The following is a 16,717-nucleotide window of genomic DNA, read 5'->3' on the forward strand; positions in this document are numbered from 1 at the left end:
CGACGCCGGGCAGGCGGGCCGCCGGTGGGATGACAGCAGCATGAGTGCATCATCGAGATGGATCGCCGTCGGCCTGCTGGTCACCGCAGGCCTCGCACTGGCCCCGCCCGCCCACGCCGAGAGCGTCCTGGTCCACGAGAACTGGACCTGCGAGATCCCCTACTCGGGGGAGCTGGCCTGCGCCCCGCCGGTGACCGTGCCACCGGGCGGCTACATCTGGATCGGTATCGACGACGGCTACGGCCCGACGGTGTTCACCGTCTACACCGGCAGCGGCGCCGGCCGCACCCGGATCGGCTGGGGCGAGCAGTGGGGCAACGGCGGCGCGGGCCGCTACTACACCAACGGAACCGGCGCGCCGGTGCTGGCCGAGGTGACCATGCACCAGGACGCGCCCACCGACCGCTGCGGGACCCATCACGAGAAGGGCTTCATCGAGGTCCGCCGCTGACCCGGGCAGCGCCCCGGGCACGGGGCCGGTCTGGTCAGACCGGCCCCGCTTCGGCAGGATGATCACGATGCCCTGCCCCCACCCACGGCAGGGTGCCCGTACATCCGGAGAGGCGCACCCGTGACCGACACGCAGTCAGTTGCCGCAATACCGTCCGTCTTCGCCCTGGCCGGGAGCGGCTGGCGCTCCGAGTTCTTCCTGCGGCTCGCCCGGCAGGCGCCCGAGCGGCTGCGGGTCTGCGGGGTGGTCACCCGCGCCGCGGAGCGCGGCGCCGAGATCGAGGCCGAGTGGGGCGTGCCCACCTTCCGCACCGTCAAGGAGCTGCTGGCGGCGACCGCTCCGGACTTCGTGGTCCCCTGCGTGCCCTGGGACGTGGCGGCGGAGGTCACCGTCGAACTGGTCGAGCGCGGGGCCAAGGTGCTGACCGAGACTCCGCCGGCGGCGGACCTCGACGGGCTGCGGCGGCTCTGGGCCGCGGTCGGGGACTCGGGCGCGGTGCAGGTGGCGGAGCAGTACATGTGGATGCCGGCCCATGCGGTCCGCGGCGAGCTGGTCGCCCGCGGCGCCATCGGCCAGGTGGGCTCGGTGCAGGTCTCCTCGACCCACCTCTACCACGCGGTGTCGATCATCCGCCGGCTGCTCGGCGTCGGCCTGGCCCCGGCCACGGTGCGCGCGCAGTCCTTCACGGCGCCGCTGGCCGACCCGCTGAGCCGGGACGGCTGGAGCGGCGACGCCGCCCCCAAGCCCGCGGCGACCACGCTGGCCACCCTGGACTTCGGCGGCTCGATGGGGCTGTACGACTTCACCGACAACCAGTGGTGGAACCCGCTGCGGGCACGCCGGATCACCGTCCGCGGCTCGTTGGGCGAGATCGTCGACGACCGGATGACCCGGCTGGTGGACGAGCGCACCGTGGTGGAGTCTCCGCTGGTGCGCCGGCGCACCGGGACCGACCTGAACCTGGAGGGCGTGGACCTGGACCACATCAGCGTCGACGGGCAGGTGCTGTGGCGCAACCGGGTCTTCGGGGCGCGGCTGTCCGAGGACGACCTGGCCGTGGTCGACCTGCTGCTGGACACCACGGCCTGGAGCCGGGGCGAGGGTCCGGCCCCCTATCCGCTTGCCGAGGGCTGCCAGGACCACGCCATCAGTCTGGCCGTGCTGGAGTCGCTGCGGACCGGGGACGCCGTGACCACCAGCGCGGAGGCCTGGACCGTCTAGGCCGCCGCTGCGGCGGGCGCGGGGCCGCACAGCAGCTTGAACATGGTCACGTTTTGATCACGGGTCCAGTCCAGTTGTGGGCAATCTTTCATGTCCCTGCCACCTTTGTCGGGGCGTCAGTCCATCTGTCCGGCCCAGAGTTCAGCCCGTCGTGTCCTGCCCACCGATCCGGAGGACCCCGTGGCCCCCGTCACCCGCCGTACCTTCCTCGGCTCCGCCGCCGCCCTCGGCGCGGCCCTCGGCCTGGAGGCGGTGGCCGGCTCCGCGTCCAGCGCCGCGGCCGCCGCCACCGGCACCATCAAGGACGTCAAGCACGTGGTCGTGCTGATGCAGGAGAACCGCAGCTTCGACCACTACTTCGGCACCCTCAAGGGGGTGCGCGGCTTCGCGGACCGCAGCACGGTGCCGCTGTCGGGCGGCTACTCGGTCTTCAACCAGCCCAACGGCAGCGGCCGCCAGTACCCGTGGCAGCTCAGCGCCACCAACACCTGGTACTTCGGCGCCGCCCCGGAGACCCTGGCGCAGTGCGACGGCTCGCTGGACCACGGCTGGTCCACCCAGCACAGCGCCTGGAACGGCGGGAAGATGGACAACTGGATCTCCGCCAAGGGCTCCAGCCGCACCATGGGCTTCCTGAACCGCACGGACATCCCCTTCCACTACGCCCTGGCCGACGCGTACACCATCTGCGACGCCTACCACTGCTCGATCCTCAGTGCGACCGGCCCCAACCGCACCTACCTGTGGGGCGGGATGATCGACCCGGGCGGCACCGCGGGCGGTCCGGCCTACGACGGCGGCTCGGAGTCCGGGCTCAGCTGGCAGACCTACGCCGAGACGCTGCAGAACGCCGGGGTCAGCTGGAAGGTCTACCAGAACGCCAGCGACAACTTCGGCGACAACGGACTGGCGTACTTCAAGCAGTTCGCCAACGCCGCCAGCGGCAGCACGCTCTACCAGCGCGGCATGGCCTCGGTCCCGTCCACCGGCTCCACCCCGGACGACATCGCCGCCGCGATCAAGGCCGACGCGCTGGCCGGAACCCTGCCCCAGGTCTCCTGGGTGGTGGCCAACCAGGCCTTCTCCGAGCACCCGGACGCGCCCCCGAACGACGGCGCGCACTTCATCAACCTGGTGCTGCAGGCCCTGGCGGCCGACAGCGACGTGCTGGACTCCACCGTGCTGTTCCTCAACTACGACGAGAACGACGGCTTCTTCGACCACGTCCCGCCGCCGGTCGCGCCGTCCGGGACCGCCGACGAGAGCTACAGCGGCACGCCGATCGGGCTGGGCTTCCGGGTCCCGATGGTCATCGTCTCCCCGTGGACCCGCGGCGGCTGGGTCGACTCCCAGGTCTCCGACCACACCTCGGTGATCCGCTTCCTGGAGACCTGGACCACCGCCCTGGGCACCCCCGCGATCTGCCAGAGCATCAGCGCCTGGCGGCGCAAGGTCTGCGGCGACCTCACCGGCGCCTTCGACTTCGCCAACCCGGTCTCCGGCCTGCCCGCCCTGCCGTCCACCAGCGCCACCATCGGCCAGTCGTACTGCAACATCCTGATCAACCCCAGCCCCGGCAACAATGCGATGCCCACCCAGGAGGCCGGCACCCGCCCCGCGCGCGCCCTGCCCTACCAGCCCAACGGCTACGTGGACCACATCGAGTACGACTCCGGCGGCCAGACCCTGGTCTGGATCAAGATGGCCAACCAGGGCGCCCCGGCCACCTCCGCCGCGCACTTCTCCGTCCACGCCAACGCCTACCGCACCGGCGGTCCCTGGCAGTACACCGTGGACCCGGGCGGCACCGCCTCCGACTTCTTCAACGTCGGCACCGGCTACGGCAACGGCAAGTACGACCTCACCCTGGTCGGCCCCAACCGCTTCCTGCGCCACTTCGCCGGCGACACCGCCGCCGCAGGCAGCAAGGCCGAGGCCGTCCCCTCCTTCGCGCCCGCCCCGGACACCGGCAAGCAGGCCGTCTGGTTCGCCCTGTCCAACAGCTCCACCGCCCAGGTCACCTTCACCATCACCGCCACCGGCTACCGCACCGACGGCCCCTGGACCTACCAGGTCCCGGCCGGCGGCAGCGTCTCGGACTACTTCAACGCGGTGGCCTACAGCAACGGCTGGTACGACTTCACCGTCACCGTCAGCAGCGACCCCGGCTGGAGCCGCCGCTTCACCGGCCACATCGAGACCGGCGCGGCCAGCGTCAGCGGGTAGCCCGTCGACGGACGGGACGTCAGGGGCGCGGCGCCCCGGCCAGGATCCAGCGGTAGAGGGGCTCACCGGGGCAGTCGGTGTCGCGGCCGTCCCGGTGCCCGACCACCTGGGGCCCGGCGGCGCCGCGCTCGCGCAGCCAGTCGACGGCGTCGCACAGCCCGTGCAGCAGTGCCGGGCCCGGCTCGGTCAGACCGGAGTCGCCGAGCATGGCGCAGACCGCGTAGTGGGCCCGGTTCAGCCGGCGGTCGCCGTTGGCCCCGCTCTCGCGCCGGGCGCCGCGCCCCTCGAAGACCCGCCCGTGCGGGCAGACCAGGGCGTTGTAGGCGATGTCGATCCAACCCTGCACGGGATCGGCCAGGTGCATCGCCTGGATCTCCCGGACCCGGGCGGCGCAGCGGTGGTGCTGGTCGGGGCGGGCCAGGTCGGCGGGGACCTCACGGCCCTCGTAGTGGATCTTCACGCCCAGGGCCCTCGGCAGGGCGCGCCACTGCTGCGAGGGCGGCAGCGCGCCCCACTCGGCGCGGGTCACCAGGTTCTCCATGAAGCACTACTCCCCCACCGGGACCGCGCCGACGCCACCGGCTGCGCGCACGTGGACCCCACTGCCGCTTCTGCCGGGCGGCGTGGGGTCCACGTGCCCGGGCGGCGGGTTGCGACCAGCGCCGTCCGGGCGCCTCAAGGGTGGCACGTACACGTCATACAATTCAATCCCTCGCGTACGATTCCTTCTCACCGCTCGCTCACGAGCGTTACATGTTCGCCAGAGCCGGTTCCGGCTGGGGCGGGGTCATCCGCCACACCAGCCACCCCAGCACCGCCAGCCCGATCACGGCCGCCGCCAGCGGCAACTCGGGTCCGGAGGCCGGCAGCCAGCTGCCGACGAAGGGGTTCCACGGCTGGACCGGCAACGGGTTCCCGCCCTTGAGGCCCTGCTGGTAGCGCAGCATCGCGGTGTAGAAGGTCAGCAGTTGCAGCGGCAGCAGCAGCAGGACGTAGGCGCGGGTCAGCGTCCGCAGGTGCGCCTCGCTGAAGACGCCCCGCTCGACCAGCAGGTACGCGCCCAGAATGGGCACGCCCAGGATGGCCGGCAGCCCGTAGCGGCCCTGGGAGAGGTACCAGCCCTGGCTGATCGGGCCGACGTCGCTGGCGATGAGCACCCCGAAGGTGCCGATCACCAGGATGCCCAGCCGGATCCGGTCGAGCCTGCGGGTCAGCACCACGGCGGTGAACAGCAGGGCTCCGAAGGCGCAGAACCAGACCGGGAAGACGATCGCCGGCGGTGAGGTCTCCCCGAATCCGACCAGCCCGACCATGCCCTTGACCAGGTACTCGCCCCGGTCCCAGGTGTCCACGCTGAGGGCCGCGAAGACCTTGTAGGCCAGTGAGCGGTCGCCGCTGGTGGAGACCGCGTCGCCGGCCGGGTCCTGCCACAGCGTCCAGAGCGCGCCAGCCGCCACGGCGACCGCCACGAAGGTGCCCCAGCGGCGGACCAGCCGCAGCCGGGTCAACCGGCGCAGCCGGTCCCGGTCCATGCCGAGCGCGGCGACGCCGACGATCAGGGCCAGCCAGAGGATGCCGCCGAAGCGCACGGTGGCCACGATCGCCGCTCCCAGCGAGGCCAGCCGCACCAGGTTCGCCGACCGCTGCCGACCGTCGACCAGCAGGACCAGGGCGGTCCACAGCACGGCGGCGCCGCCGATCTCCAGACCGGCCGGGTTGATGGCCGGTGCCAGGTTGATCGCCACGGGGGTGAGCGCGACCAGGAGCCCGGCCAGCATCCGCCGTCCGCGCCGGGCCATGGCCGTGATCGCGAAGGCGGCCGCGAACAGGGCGCTGACCATGGCGTCGGACAGCAGCCTGGCGAGGTAGATGCCGGTGGAGTTCGGCCACAGCCGCAGCGGCTGGCCGACGATCACATAGTAGATCGGGTTGTAGTACCCGGCTCCGGACGGTATCTCGACGATGGTGTGCTCGTCCTGGGTGCGGCCGGCCGGCGGCGAGCAGCTGGCGGCCAGGCCCGGGTCCTGCTGGAAGCAGGCCGAGCCGGACGGGGCGTTGGGGGCGAGGCTGCGGGGGACCTTGATCAGCGGGGTGCCGGCGGCCGGGCCGCCGGTGGCCTGGGTGTCCACGGTCACCAGGTCGCCATGGAAGACCAGCTGCCCCCCTGCGGCGCTGTAGGCCCGGGCGACGTGGCGCGCCTCGTCGGCGAAGCCGTCGTAGGGCACCGCGAGGCCCCAGCCGATGCCGAGGACCAGGAAGCCGACGAAGGCCCACCAGAAGACCCGGAGCGGGGTCCACCGCTCCTTGGCCCCTCCGGGCTCGGCTACGGCAGAGGGGTTCGACCCGACAGCAGCGACAGCCATGGTCCTCGACAATCCGATTCCGCGCTGACATGTGTACGTGTGACACGACAGGACCGATACGGAGATCAGACAAGCCTTCGGCCGAGTCGGGCAGACCATACACCGGCGACCTGGGAAGACCCAGGGAACCAACGGTTCCGGTCCACACGTGTTCACTCTTCGGACACCCACGCTAGGGGGTGGTCGCGGTCGGATCCGGTGGGGTCGTGTCGGTGGCTGAGGGGTCGGGCGGGGTCGGCAGCGGCACCGAGGCCAGGCCGATGTCGGGCTGGCCGGAGAGGGCTCCGCTGATCGCCTGCTTCCAGATCGGGCCGGCCAGTGTGCCGCCGAACGCGTCGGTGACGTACACCCCGCCGTAGGAGCGGTTGTTCAGGCTCTCCAGCGGAGCCTTGGTGTCGCTGACCACGGCAGCCCCGGCGAGTTGCGCGGTGAAGCCGGTGAACCAGACCTGGCGGTGCCCGTCGGTGGTGCCGGTCTTGCCGGCGTCGTCGCGGTCGGACAGTCCGGCCGGTGCGCCGGTGCCGTCCTGGACCACGCCGTGCAGCATGGTGGTGATCGCGTCCGCGGTGTCGGAGGACATCGCCGAGGTGCAGGAGGCCCCGGGCACCGGCAGGCTCGCGCCGGCGGGCGTGGTGACCGAGGTCAGCGCGACCGGGGCGCAGTAGTTGCCGTGCGCGGCGAAGGTCGCGTAGACGTCGGCCATCTGCAGCGGGGTGAAGTTGTTGGTGCCCAGCGTCAGCGACTGGACCTGGTCCACCGGCTTCAGCCGGCCCGAGGCGTCGGGCAGGGCCTGCGATCCCAGGCCGAGCCTGCGGGCCATCCGGACCACGTTGCACAGCCCGGCGTCGGCCTCCAGCGGGACGAAGTAGGTGTTGACCGACTGCGCCATCGCGGTGGGCATGTCGAAGGGGCCGACCAGGTCGGGGCTGTCGTTCTGGTCCCCCGGCACCTGCGGCAGGGTGCTGCCGTCGCAGGTCTGCATGGCGGGGTAGTCGTCCTGGTAGGGCGCCGGGTAGACCTGGTCCATGCCGATGCCGTTCTCCAGGGCTGCGGCGGCGGTGACCGGTTTGAACGTCGAACCGGTCTGGAAGCCGCTGCCGCCGCCCATCAGCCGGTCGACGTTGAGGTTGAGCTCGGTCTCGTGGTCGCCGGGGCCGTAGGGGCGGCTCTGCGCCATCGCGATGATCTTCCCGGTGCCCGGCTGGACCAGGGTGATCGCCGCGGCGGCCTGGTCGGTGGCGTAGACGTGGCTGGTGACCGCGGACTGGGCGGAGGCCTGGGCGGTCGGGTCCAGCGTGGTGTGGATCTGCAGGCCGCCGGTGTCCCACAGCGCCTGCCTGGCCTCCGCGGTGGCCCCGAAGGCCTTGTTCGCCAGGAAGACGTGCTTGACGTAGTCGCAGAAGAAGGCCTCGCCGGTGCCGGCGGTGATGCAGCCCTGGCGCGGCGGGCTGGCGTCCAGTCCCAGCGGGGCGGCCTTGGCCGCGGCGGCCTGGGCGGCGGTGATGCTGTGGTTCTCGACCATGGTGTCGAGCACGGTGTCCCGGCGCTCCTTGGCGGTGTCCGGGTCGCGCAGCGGGTCGTAGCGGCTGGGCGACTGCACCAGGCCGGCCAGCAGCGCCGCCTGCGGCAGGGTGAGGTCGGCGGCCTGGACGCTGAAGTAGCGCTCAGCCGCGGCCTCGATGCCGTAGGCCTGCTCACCGAAGAAGGTGATGTTCAGGTAGTCCTCGAGGATCTGGTCCTTGGACATCCGCTCCTCGAGGCCGATCGCGTACTTCATCTCCTGGATCTTGCGGCCCAGGGTCTGCCGCTGCGCCGTGAGCACCTTGGCCTGGTCGTCCCCCGCCTCCTCGACGAAGACGTTCTTGACGTACTGCTGGGTCAGCGTCGAGCCGCCCTGGGCGACGCCGCCCGATCCGGCGTTGGTCGCCAGCGCGCGCAGGGTGCCCTTGAGGTCGACGGCGCCGTGCTGGTAGAAGCGGTTGTCCTCGATGTCGACGATGGCGTGCCGCATCACCCGTGCTATTCGGGCCAGCGGGACCACGGTGCGGTCGCGTGCGTACACCCGGGCGATCACCCCGCCGCCGGCGTCGTACAGGGTGGAGGCCTGGGCGAGCACCGGCGCGGTCAGGCTGTCCGGGAGCTGGTCGAACGAGCCGGCCGCCGACTTGGCTCCGTACCCGACGGCGCCGACCAGCGGCAGGGCCAGCACCGCGACCAGGGCCCCGGCCAGGACGCTGGCGCCGAGCAGGCGGATGCACAGGCCCGCCTTGCCCAGCCGGGAGCGGGAACGCTGATGAGGCCGGGTCATATCTGCACCGTCATGTCTGCACCGTCATCTCTGCACCTCGGGCTGCTCGGGCTGTCAGGGGGCGGCGGCCGGCTCCGGTTCCAGTTCCCCGGCTGCCAGCGCCGCGGCCCGCAGCGCGGAGCGGTCCACCCCGGCCCAGCCCGCGTCCATCAGCATCTGGGTCCCCTTGACCGCGATCAGCTCGCAGTCGTCCACGACGTGGACCGGCAGGTCGGACTCCTTGCGCACCGCCTCCACCAGGCCGTGCAGCCGGGCGCCGCCGCCGGTGAGCACGATGCCGCGCTCGTAGACGTCGGCGGCCATCTCCACCGGGCAGCCCGCCAGGACCGCGGTGACCTGGTCGCAGACGGCCGCCACGGCACGGGGCAGCAGCACCTCGTGGAGCTCGCCCACCGGCAGCATCAGTCCGCGCGGGCGCGCGGTCACCGCGTCCTGGCCCCGGACCGAGACGGTGTCGCGGGCTCCGCGCAGGGTGGTCTTCACGGTCTGCGCCGCGGCCGCCCCGATCACCACCTGGTGCTCCTCGCGCAGGTGCCGCAGCAGCAGCGCGTCCAGCGCGTCGCCGCCGGTGCGCGTGGAGCGGGAGGCGATCACCCGTCCGTAGACCACCAGCGCCGCGCTGGTGTGCTCGGCCCCCAGGTCGACCAGGACGCTGGCGTACGGGGTGTTCACCGCGATGCCGGCGCCGACCGCCGCCGCCAGCGCCTGCGGCACCAGCCGGACGTCGGAGAAGCCGACCTCCCGGCAGAGCTGGCGCAGCGCGGCGGCGCCCAGGTCGGTGACGGCCGGGGAGACGCACACCCCGACCCGCCCGCCGTAGGTGAGCCTGGCCCGTCCGGACTCGCGCATCAGGGTGCGCACCATGATCTGGGTGACCCGCTGGTCGGCGACGGTTCCCCCGCTGGTGGGACGGCACAGCTTGAGGGCGCCCCAGGTGCGGCCCTCCATGGCGACGGCGTCCTCGCCCATGGCGAAGATGCTGTCCTGGCCCTCGAGCACGACCCTGGCCGGCATCGACGCCACCGGGGCGCCGGCGCCTCTGCGGACGCGCAGGGACGAGGCACCCAGGTCAATGGCAGTACAGGATCGAAGCGTGGACAAGCGTTCCTCCCTGGTTGGTCGCCCCGCGCCGCAGGCCGTCGGTGCCGGGTCCGCGGGACCTGGAACGATCACACCCCCGCGGCCGCGGGACCGCCACGCGGCCGGTCCGGACGGGGGAACGCGGGGCGCTCCGAGTCGGCCACGCAGGGGGGCTGAGCCTCTGGTTGATCGCTGCGTAATATGCTTTGTCCGTACTTGCCCTCCTTTGGTGTTCTGCCTCTGGTGTTGTGACGTGGTTCAACCGGTCCTGTCCGCCCGGACCCGGAAGGGACGGCCCGATGGCTGACGAGCTGGGCAGCGCGACCCCGCCGCTGCGTGGCGACGCCGTGCTGGGCAGCGCCGGGATCGGGGTGTGGCGCTGGAACCGGCCGCAGGCCCTGCTGGAGGTCGACCCGATCGCGGCCGACCTGCTCGGTGTGGACGCCGCGACGGAGCGGCTGGGCGTGCCGCAGCTGCGCTCGCTGCTGCACGCCGAGGACTACGTGCGGCTGCGCTCCACCGCCGAGCTGGCCATCGCCGAGCAGCGCCCCTTCGACGTGCGGGTCCGGGTGCTCACCGCCACCGGCAAGGTGCGCCGGGTGCTGCACCTGCAGGTGGTGCCCGCCGCGCCCGGCCAGCCGTGGCCGGTGCAGGGAACCGCGGTGGCGGGGCATCTGGCCGACATCTGCGAGGGCGACCTGTCGGCGACCGTGCCCCGGGTCAACCGGGACCCACACCCGGACCTGGACCCGGACCCGGCGGACGGCGCGGATCCCGGCACCGCGTCGGCGGGGGGCCTGGACGCGGAGCTGCGGCAGATCGACACGCTGAACCGCGCACCGTCCTCGTTGCGCACCGAACGGCTCCCCCACCCGCTCGGCGCCGACCCGCACGCCTCCCACGGCACCGCCCGCGGCCTGGACCCGGGGCCGGGCCCGACCAACCTCCGCCGCTCCCGCGAGGCCTTCCTGCTGGACGCCGGACGGGCGCTGGCCGAGGCCGGCACCACCGCCGAGGTGCTGCGGGTGGTGGCCTCACTGTCGATGCCCGGCTTCTCGCCGGACGGCCTGGCGGTCTTCGGCGTGGACGGCGGCACCCTGTCCATGGTGGGCCAGCACGGCTACGAGCTGAACGACGACTCGGCGTTCACCATGCCGGTGGAGACCGACTACCCGGCCGCCGTGGTGGTGCGCACCGGGCGCGCGATCTACATGTCCTCCCCCGAGGACTACCGGGCCCGCTTCCCCGCGGCCTGGCCGCTGGTCCAGGGCTTCGGCCGACAGGCCTGGGCGTTCCTGCCGCTGGTCGCCACCGGGCGCACCACCGGGGCGTGGATGGCCTCCTTCCGCACTCCGGTGCGGTTCACCCCCGACGAGCGGGCGGTGCTGTCCACGGTCGCCCGGATGCTGGCCCACGCCCTGGAGCGGGCCCACACCAACGAGGCCGAACGGGCGCTGTCGCGCGGGCTGCGGCGCAGCATGGGCACCGGATCGCCGGCCGCCGAGGGCATCAGCGTGGCCACCCGCTACGTGCCCACCGGCGGCGGGCTGATGGTCGGCGGCGACTGGTACGACATCATCAACCTGCCCGACGGCCGGCTGGCCCTGGTCATCGGCGACGTGCAGGGCCACGACGTGCACGCGGCCGGGCTGATGGCGCAGCTGCGCACCGCCGTGCACGCCTACGCCACCGAGGGGCACCGCCCGGACGCGGTGCTCGCCCGCACCTCCCACTTCCTGGCGGCGCTGGACGACGACCGCTTCGCCACCTGCATCTACATCGAGGCCGATCCGGCGAGCGGCACCCTGTCCATCGCCCGGGCCGGCCATCCTCATCCGGTGCTGCGGATGCCCGACGGCACCTGCATGATCAGGCACGTGGACGGCGGGCTGCCGCTGGGGCTGGCTCCCGAGGGCGAGGACTACCCGGTCACCACGCTGGAGCTGCAGCCTGGCGAGGTGATGATGCTGTGCACCGACGGGCTGATCGAGACCGGCGGCCACGACATGTACACCGGCTGGATCCGGGTGCGGGACGCCCTGTCGCCGGGGCCCACCGGCGACCTGGAGGGCATGGCGGACCGCCTGATCGACGCGGTGCACGGTCCCGCCTCGCACACCGGGGCCGGGCATCTGGCGGACCGGCGCGAGGACGACATCGCCCTGCTGCTGCTGCGCCGCGACGTGGTCGGCCAGAGCCAGGCCGTGACGGGCCGGCGCCTGGTGCTGACGGTGGCTCAGGACCAGGCCGACCGGATCGCCGGGGCCCGCGAGGAGCTGCGCGCGATCATGCACGACTGGGCCGTGCCGGACCAGGCCGACGCCACGGTGCTGCTGGCGACCGAGCTGCTGACCAATGTGCTGGTGCACACCGACCAGACGGCCGCCCTGGTGGCGACGATGACCGGGCAGGTGGGCTCGCGCCGGCTGCGGCTGGAGGTGGCCGACGGCAGCGACGAGCTGGCGCACCGGCGCTCGCCGGGCGAGATGGCCTCCTCGGGGCGCGGCCTGATCCTGCTGGAGCTGCTGTCCGACCGCTGGGGCATGGAGCCGCGCGGCGAGGGCAAGTGCATCTGGTTCGAGCTGGACGAGGTGCCTGGCCCGGCGGCCGGGGCCGCCCCGGCTCTGTGAGGTGCCGTCAGCGGGCGTGGACGGCCACGAAATCGCGGCTGGAGACGTCGTAGTAGCGGTACGGGCCGCGGACGAAGTTGACCAGGTTGTGCGGCACCGGGTCGTGCGGCCGGCGGGAGGCGTCGTAGGACATGAAGGAGGGCCAGCTGAGGTTGATGTCCAGCATCATCGCGGTGACCGCTCCGGCCCGCTGCAGCAGGGTGGCCAGTGACTGCACCGAGAGCAGCCGTCCGCCGACGTAGACCAGGTCGCCGTTGCGGTCCACGCCGATCCCGGAGCGGGCCACCATCGCGTTCCCGCCGTCGGTGAGCCCCCAGGTCTCGGTCCCGCCCCGGTACACCTCGTCGGTGACCTGCCCGTCGGCCACCAGCGGTACCAGGCACTGGCGGACGCCGACCACGTCGGGGCGCATGGAGACGGTGCGGTTCCACACCCCCACGGTGAGCGAACCGTCGCGGTGGAAGACCTCGGAGGCGGCCCCGGTGCGCAGCCGGCCCACGGTCGTCCCGTCGAGGTAGAAGCCTCCGTGCGCGTCGCCGTTGGAGACCTTGAACCCGCCGTTCCAGGTGGCGACCAGGCCGGTGCGCTGCTGGTCGGGGACGGTCGGCGGGATCCGCCAGGAGCCGCCGGGCTCCTGCGAGCCGGGGTGCAGGTCGAAGCGCAGCGCGTCCTGCTTCATCCAGACCACGCCGACCGGGAACTGGGTGTCCTGGGCGTCCGGGCGCACGGTCGTGCTCTGGACCACCGGCCGGCCCTTGACCTGCACCAGCGCGCTGAACCGGCCCTCGCCGGGTTCGGCCGGGGCGACCAGCGGACGGATCGCGGGGTGCAGCGGCACGACCGGAAGCGGCGCCGGCGGCGGACTGACCATCGCGTGGCGCACCGCTGCCGCAGCCGATGCGGAGGGCGGTGCCGGGTCGGCGCCACGGCCGCAGCTGGTCAGCGACAGGACTGCCGCCAGGGCCGCCGCGCCGGCCGCGGGCCAGGACGCCGCCGCGCGGCGGCGCGGGCTCATTTGGCGTACACGGCGGTGAAGTCGCGGCTGGTCGACTCGTAGTAGCGGTTGGCGGGGCGCTCCTGGGAGTCGAGCAGCTTGACCGGGGTCGGGTTCTTCGGATCCGGCGTGGGCTTGTAGTACATGTAGGACATCCAGGCAGGGTTGATGTCCAGCTGCATGGCCCGCACGCAGCCGGCCCGCTGCAGCAGGTCCGCCAGGGTGCGCACGGACAGCGCCGGACCGTAGACGTAGACCACCCGGCCGTCGTGGGTGATCCCGACGCCCGAGCGCCAGACGAAGTACTTGCCGGCGATGGTCAGGCCCCAGCCGCTCTCCACGTTCTGGTCCACCCCGGCGGGGACGCGGCCGTGGTCCACGATCAGGTTCAGGTTCTGCCGCACGCCGGCGACCTGGGGGGTCATCCGCTCCTCGGTGCCCCAGGAGCCGATGTCCACATGGCCGTCCTTGTAGTAGACCAGCGAGGCGCCGTCGTCGGCCAGGGTGCCGTGGGTGATGCCGTTGAGGTAGAAGCCGCCGCGTGCCTCGCCGACCTTGAACCCTCCGTTGAAGGTGGCCATCAGGCCGGTGCGCTGGCCGGCCGGGACCGAGGTCGGCACGCCCCAGTTGTCCGGGCCCGGGTCGACCTCGCCGGGGTGCAGGGCGAACCTGAGCAGCCGCTGGTCCATGGAGACCGCCGCGGCGACGTAGGAGGTGTGCTCGTCGTCGGGGCGGACGTAGGCGCCCATCAGCGCGGGGGTCCCGCGCACGCTACCCAGGACCTCCCAGGTGCCCTCCCCGGCCAGCGGGGTGCCCGCGGGCGAGACCAACCGCGGTGGCACGACGGCCTTCAGCTCCGAGGTGCCGGAGCCCGCCTGCGCGGCCGCGGCGCCGGCGGGCTGCAGCGCGCCGGTGGGGGTGCCGCCGACCTTGGGCGGATGCGCCTTGTACTGGGCGCTCTCCAGGAAGGTGACCAGCGGTCCCAGCTTGTGGTCGCGCCCCCATTCGGCGACTCGGGCGGCCATGCTGTCGTCGCCGGGGGCCGCCATCGCGCTGCCCAGCGACCAGCCGAGCCAGCCGAGGAACACCGCCGTCAGCGCCAGCACCGCCTGGACGCTGCGGTGCGCGAGGAGTCTGCGGATCCACCGTCGTCGGCGGGGCGGCGCGGGGGCGTCCGGTTCGTCGGCGACGTCCTGACCGGTCTGGGGAATCGGCGACGGCTGCACGCGGTTCTGCTCCCTGCGGTGGGGGCCGGGCATGGTCCGGCGGCGGTCCCGGGCGCGGTGCGGCCGGGGCGTTCCCCCCGGTTCGCTGCTCCCCCCGGTCCAAGCTAACGGCGCATCAGCGAAGCCGCTCGTCGGAGTGGGCGGTTCGAGGGACCGGCCGGCGCCGGAGGCGGTCCGGCGCCGGAACCCGGTTCAGCCCGCCGCGGTCAGCGACACCACGGCCTCGCTGGTGTGCAGTTGGAAGGTCAGCGTCTCCTGGAGGTAGAGCTCGACCCCGGTCTCGCTGTGCGACCGGTAGCCGATGGAGAGGTCCTGGCCCAGGTGCAGCTCGTAGTCCCCGCCGCGTGTGGAGAGCAGGAACGCGCCCTGGATCGCGGGCGCCCAGACGATCTCGCCGTCCACCAGCAGCCGGGACAGGTGGGTGAGGATCGGGAAGCCGTGGTCTGCGGTCTCGCTGACGGCGGTGTAGGCGTCCGCGCTGAGCAGCAGCGAGTAGGGGCCGTCGACCCCGGCCAGCCGCAGGGCGCTCAGGGCGCGGCTGACCGCGTCGGGATAGTCGCGCACGTCCGACGGCAGCGGCAGCCCGGGGTTGGAGGATCCGGGCCGCATGCCGGTCATGCCGGCCTCCGGGTAGCCCTCGAAGACGACGCGGTCCTCGGCGAAGGCGGCCTGGCGGGCGGCGTCCTTGACGGGCTGCCAGTCGGCGTCGGCGGCGCCGCGTTCCACGCTGTCGACGGCGGTGCGGTCCACGGTGAACGGGATCCGCAGCTCCACCAGGCGCTGGACGTCGCGCAGCGCGGCGCTGACGCCCTCGGCGGGCGCGGCGACGGCGGTCTGCCGGCCGGTGCCGACCGCGGCGAGCTCGGTGCCGGCCGGGCCGTTGAGGTCGACCACGCGGCGGCCGGCGACATGGCGTTTGAAGGTGCGTCGGGCCTCGTCCTCGATCTCGGCCCAGGCGGCGTCGGAGACGGGTGCGAGTGAGCGGTGGAGGTTGTTCACTGCGGGGTGCTCCTTCGAAGGCTGCCGATGCCCAGGGACTCGGCAGGTGACGGGGGTGCCGACAGCTCGGACGCGGGCGGCTCGGGGGCCGGCGCCGGGACGGGCGCGGCGGGGTCGGCCGCAGTCGACCCCGATCGGGCGCCGGGCGGGTCGGGGAGGTCGTCCAGGAAGTCGGCGGACGGCGCGAAGAACAGCGTTCCGGTGACGGCGGTGGAGAAGTCCAGGATCCGGTCGTAGTTGCCCGGCGGGCTGCCCACGAACATGTTCTCCAGCATCTTCTCGGTCACCGCGGGGGTCCTGGCGTAGCTGATGAAGTAGGTGCCGTACTCGCCGCGGCCCAACGATCCGAACGGCATGTTCTCGCGCAGGATCTGACGCTCGGTGCCGTCCGGGTCGGTGACGGTGTTCAGTGCGACATGGGAGTTGGTCGGCTTGACGGCGTCGTCCAGTTCGATGTTGTCGGCCTTGGTGCGCCCGATCACCCGCTCCTGCTCCTCGGTGGACAGGGCGTTCCAGGCGGTCATGTCGTGCAGGTACTTCTGCACCAGCAGGTAGCTGCCGCCGGAGAAGTCCGGGTCCTCCTGGTCCACCAGAACTGCCCGGACCGCGTCGCGGCCGCTGGGGTTCTCGGTGCCGTCGACGAAGCCCAGCAGGTCGCGCAGGTCGAAGTAGCGGAAGCCCTGGGTCTCGTCGACGACGGTGGCGGCGCCGGACAGCCGGCTCACCACCTGGCCGGCCAGTTCGAAGCAGGCGTCCAGTCGGGGCGCTCGGATGTGCAGCACCAGGTCTCCAGGGGTCGACACGGTGCGGTGCCGGGATCCCTCGAAGTCGCGGAACGGATGCAGTTCGGCGGGGCGGGGGCCGTCGAACAGGCGGTCCCAGGCGTCCGAGCCGATCCCGGCCACGCAGGCCAGGCCGCCCTCGGGGATCCGGAAGCCGACCGAGCGCTGCAGCCCGGACAGGTCCCCCAGCAGGTCGCGCACCTCCTGCTCGCCGCCGGGGTCGATGGTCAGCACGAGGATGATCGCCGCTACCGTCAGCGGGCTCACCACCGGTTGGGGCTCTGCACGTTCCTTGTTCTCTGAGCCGACTGTCGTGGCAGGTGGGAGCGCGGAAGTCATGGCACCCACCCTGCCGCGCCCGGAGGTACCCGGCAACCGATCCCGGCGCCCCGGCGGTACTGCGTGGGGTCCTGGTTCGGTGCAGTACTGCTCCGGAA

At 72.9% G+C, this 16,717-nt stretch carries 12 protein-coding genes; 4 read left to right on the forward strand and 8 right to left on the reverse strand.

Features of this window, described 5'->3' with window-relative positions; all coding sequences use genetic code 11:
- Positions 1–40: 40 nt before the first annotated feature.
- The 3 genes from IF29_RS0132615 (at position 41) to IF29_RS0132625 (ending at position 3,898) form a co-directional block, all read left to right on the forward strand.
- Positions 41–451, forward strand: coding sequence for a hypothetical protein (locus tag IF29_RS0132615; RefSeq protein WP_030262601.1), 411 nt, complete (start codon positions 41–43; stop codon positions 449–451).
- A gap of 120 nt (positions 452–571) precedes the next feature.
- A complete protein-coding gene (locus tag IF29_RS0132620) occupies positions 572–1,672 on the forward strand; it encodes a Gfo/Idh/MocA family protein (protein WP_198037613.1) in 1,101 nt (366 codons plus the stop codon).
- Between the two features lie 180 nt (positions 1,673–1,852).
- Positions 1,853–3,898 (forward strand): phosphocholine-specific phospholipase C, encoded by a 2,046-nt coding sequence (locus IF29_RS0132625; RefSeq protein WP_030262607.1) that lies wholly within the window; start codon positions 1,853–1,855, stop codon positions 3,896–3,898.
- A 19-nt stretch (positions 3,899–3,917) separates the two neighbouring features.
- Here the strand turns inward: IF29_RS0132625 and IF29_RS0132630 are convergent, their stop codons facing one another.
- The 4 genes from IF29_RS0132630 to IF29_RS0132645 form a co-directional block, all read right to left on the reverse strand.
- Positions 3,918–4,439 (reverse strand): peptidoglycan recognition protein family protein, encoded by a 522-nt coding sequence (locus IF29_RS0132630; protein ID WP_030262609.1) that lies wholly within the window; start codon positions 4,437–4,439, stop codon positions 3,918–3,920.
- 208 nt (positions 4,440–4,647) lie between these two features.
- Complete coding sequence (locus IF29_RS0132635) at positions 4,648–6,261, reverse strand: DUF2142 domain-containing protein (RefSeq protein ID WP_030262612.1); 1,614 nt, start codon at positions 6,259–6,261, stop codon at positions 4,648–4,650.
- A gap of 172 nt (positions 6,262–6,433) precedes the next feature.
- Positions 6,434–8,569 carry a transglycosylase domain-containing protein gene (locus tag IF29_RS0132640; RefSeq protein WP_051726317.1) on the reverse strand — a complete coding sequence of 712 codons (2,136 nt, stop codon included), beginning with the start codon at positions 8,567–8,569 and terminating at the stop codon, positions 6,434–6,436.
- Positions 8,570–8,623: 54 nt separating this feature from the next.
- Positions 8,624–9,742, reverse strand: coding sequence for a rod shape-determining protein (locus IF29_RS0132645; protein WP_269665061.1), 1,119 nt, complete (start codon positions 9,740–9,742; stop codon positions 8,624–8,626).
- Positions 9,743–9,948: 206 nt separating this feature from the next.
- Between IF29_RS0132645 and IF29_RS42570 the strand changes: the two genes are divergently transcribed.
- On the forward strand, positions 9,949–12,279 hold the full coding sequence (locus IF29_RS42570; protein ID WP_063757666.1) for a SpoIIE family protein phosphatase: 2,331 nt from the start codon (positions 9,949–9,951) through the stop codon (positions 12,277–12,279).
- A gap of 7 nt (positions 12,280–12,286) precedes the next feature.
- Here IF29_RS42570 and IF29_RS0132655 read toward each other — a convergent pair whose 3' ends face one another.
- The 4 genes from IF29_RS0132655 to IF29_RS0132670 form a co-directional block, all read right to left on the reverse strand.
- Positions 12,287–13,294: a phosphodiester glycosidase family protein gene (locus tag IF29_RS0132655; protein ID WP_030262623.1), complete on the reverse strand. Its 1,008-nt coding sequence runs from the start codon at positions 13,292–13,294 to the stop codon at positions 12,287–12,289.
- On the reverse strand, positions 13,291–14,499 hold the full coding sequence (locus tag IF29_RS0132660; protein ID WP_198037616.1) for a phosphodiester glycosidase family protein: 1,209 nt from the start codon (positions 14,497–14,499) through the stop codon (positions 13,291–13,293). Before IF29_RS0132660 ends, IF29_RS0132655 begins: the two co-directional genes overlap by 4 nt.
- 192 nt (positions 14,500–14,691) lie before the next feature.
- Positions 14,692–15,498, reverse strand: a complete 807-nt coding sequence (locus IF29_RS0132665; protein ID WP_030262629.1) for a family 1 encapsulin nanocompartment shell protein — start codon at positions 15,496–15,498, stop codon at positions 14,692–14,694.
- Positions 15,495–16,619 carry a Dyp-type peroxidase gene (locus IF29_RS0132670; RefSeq protein WP_084715338.1) on the reverse strand — a complete coding sequence of 375 codons (1,125 nt, stop codon included), beginning with the start codon at positions 16,617–16,619 and terminating at the stop codon, positions 15,495–15,497. Before IF29_RS0132670 ends, IF29_RS0132665 begins: the two co-directional genes overlap by 4 nt.
- Positions 16,620–16,717: the final 98 nt, after the last annotated feature.

The organism is Streptacidiphilus jeojiense (genome assembly GCF_000719095.1).
Taxonomy (GTDB): Bacteria; Actinomycetota; Actinomycetes; order Streptomycetales; family Streptomycetaceae; genus Streptacidiphilus; species Streptacidiphilus jeojiensis.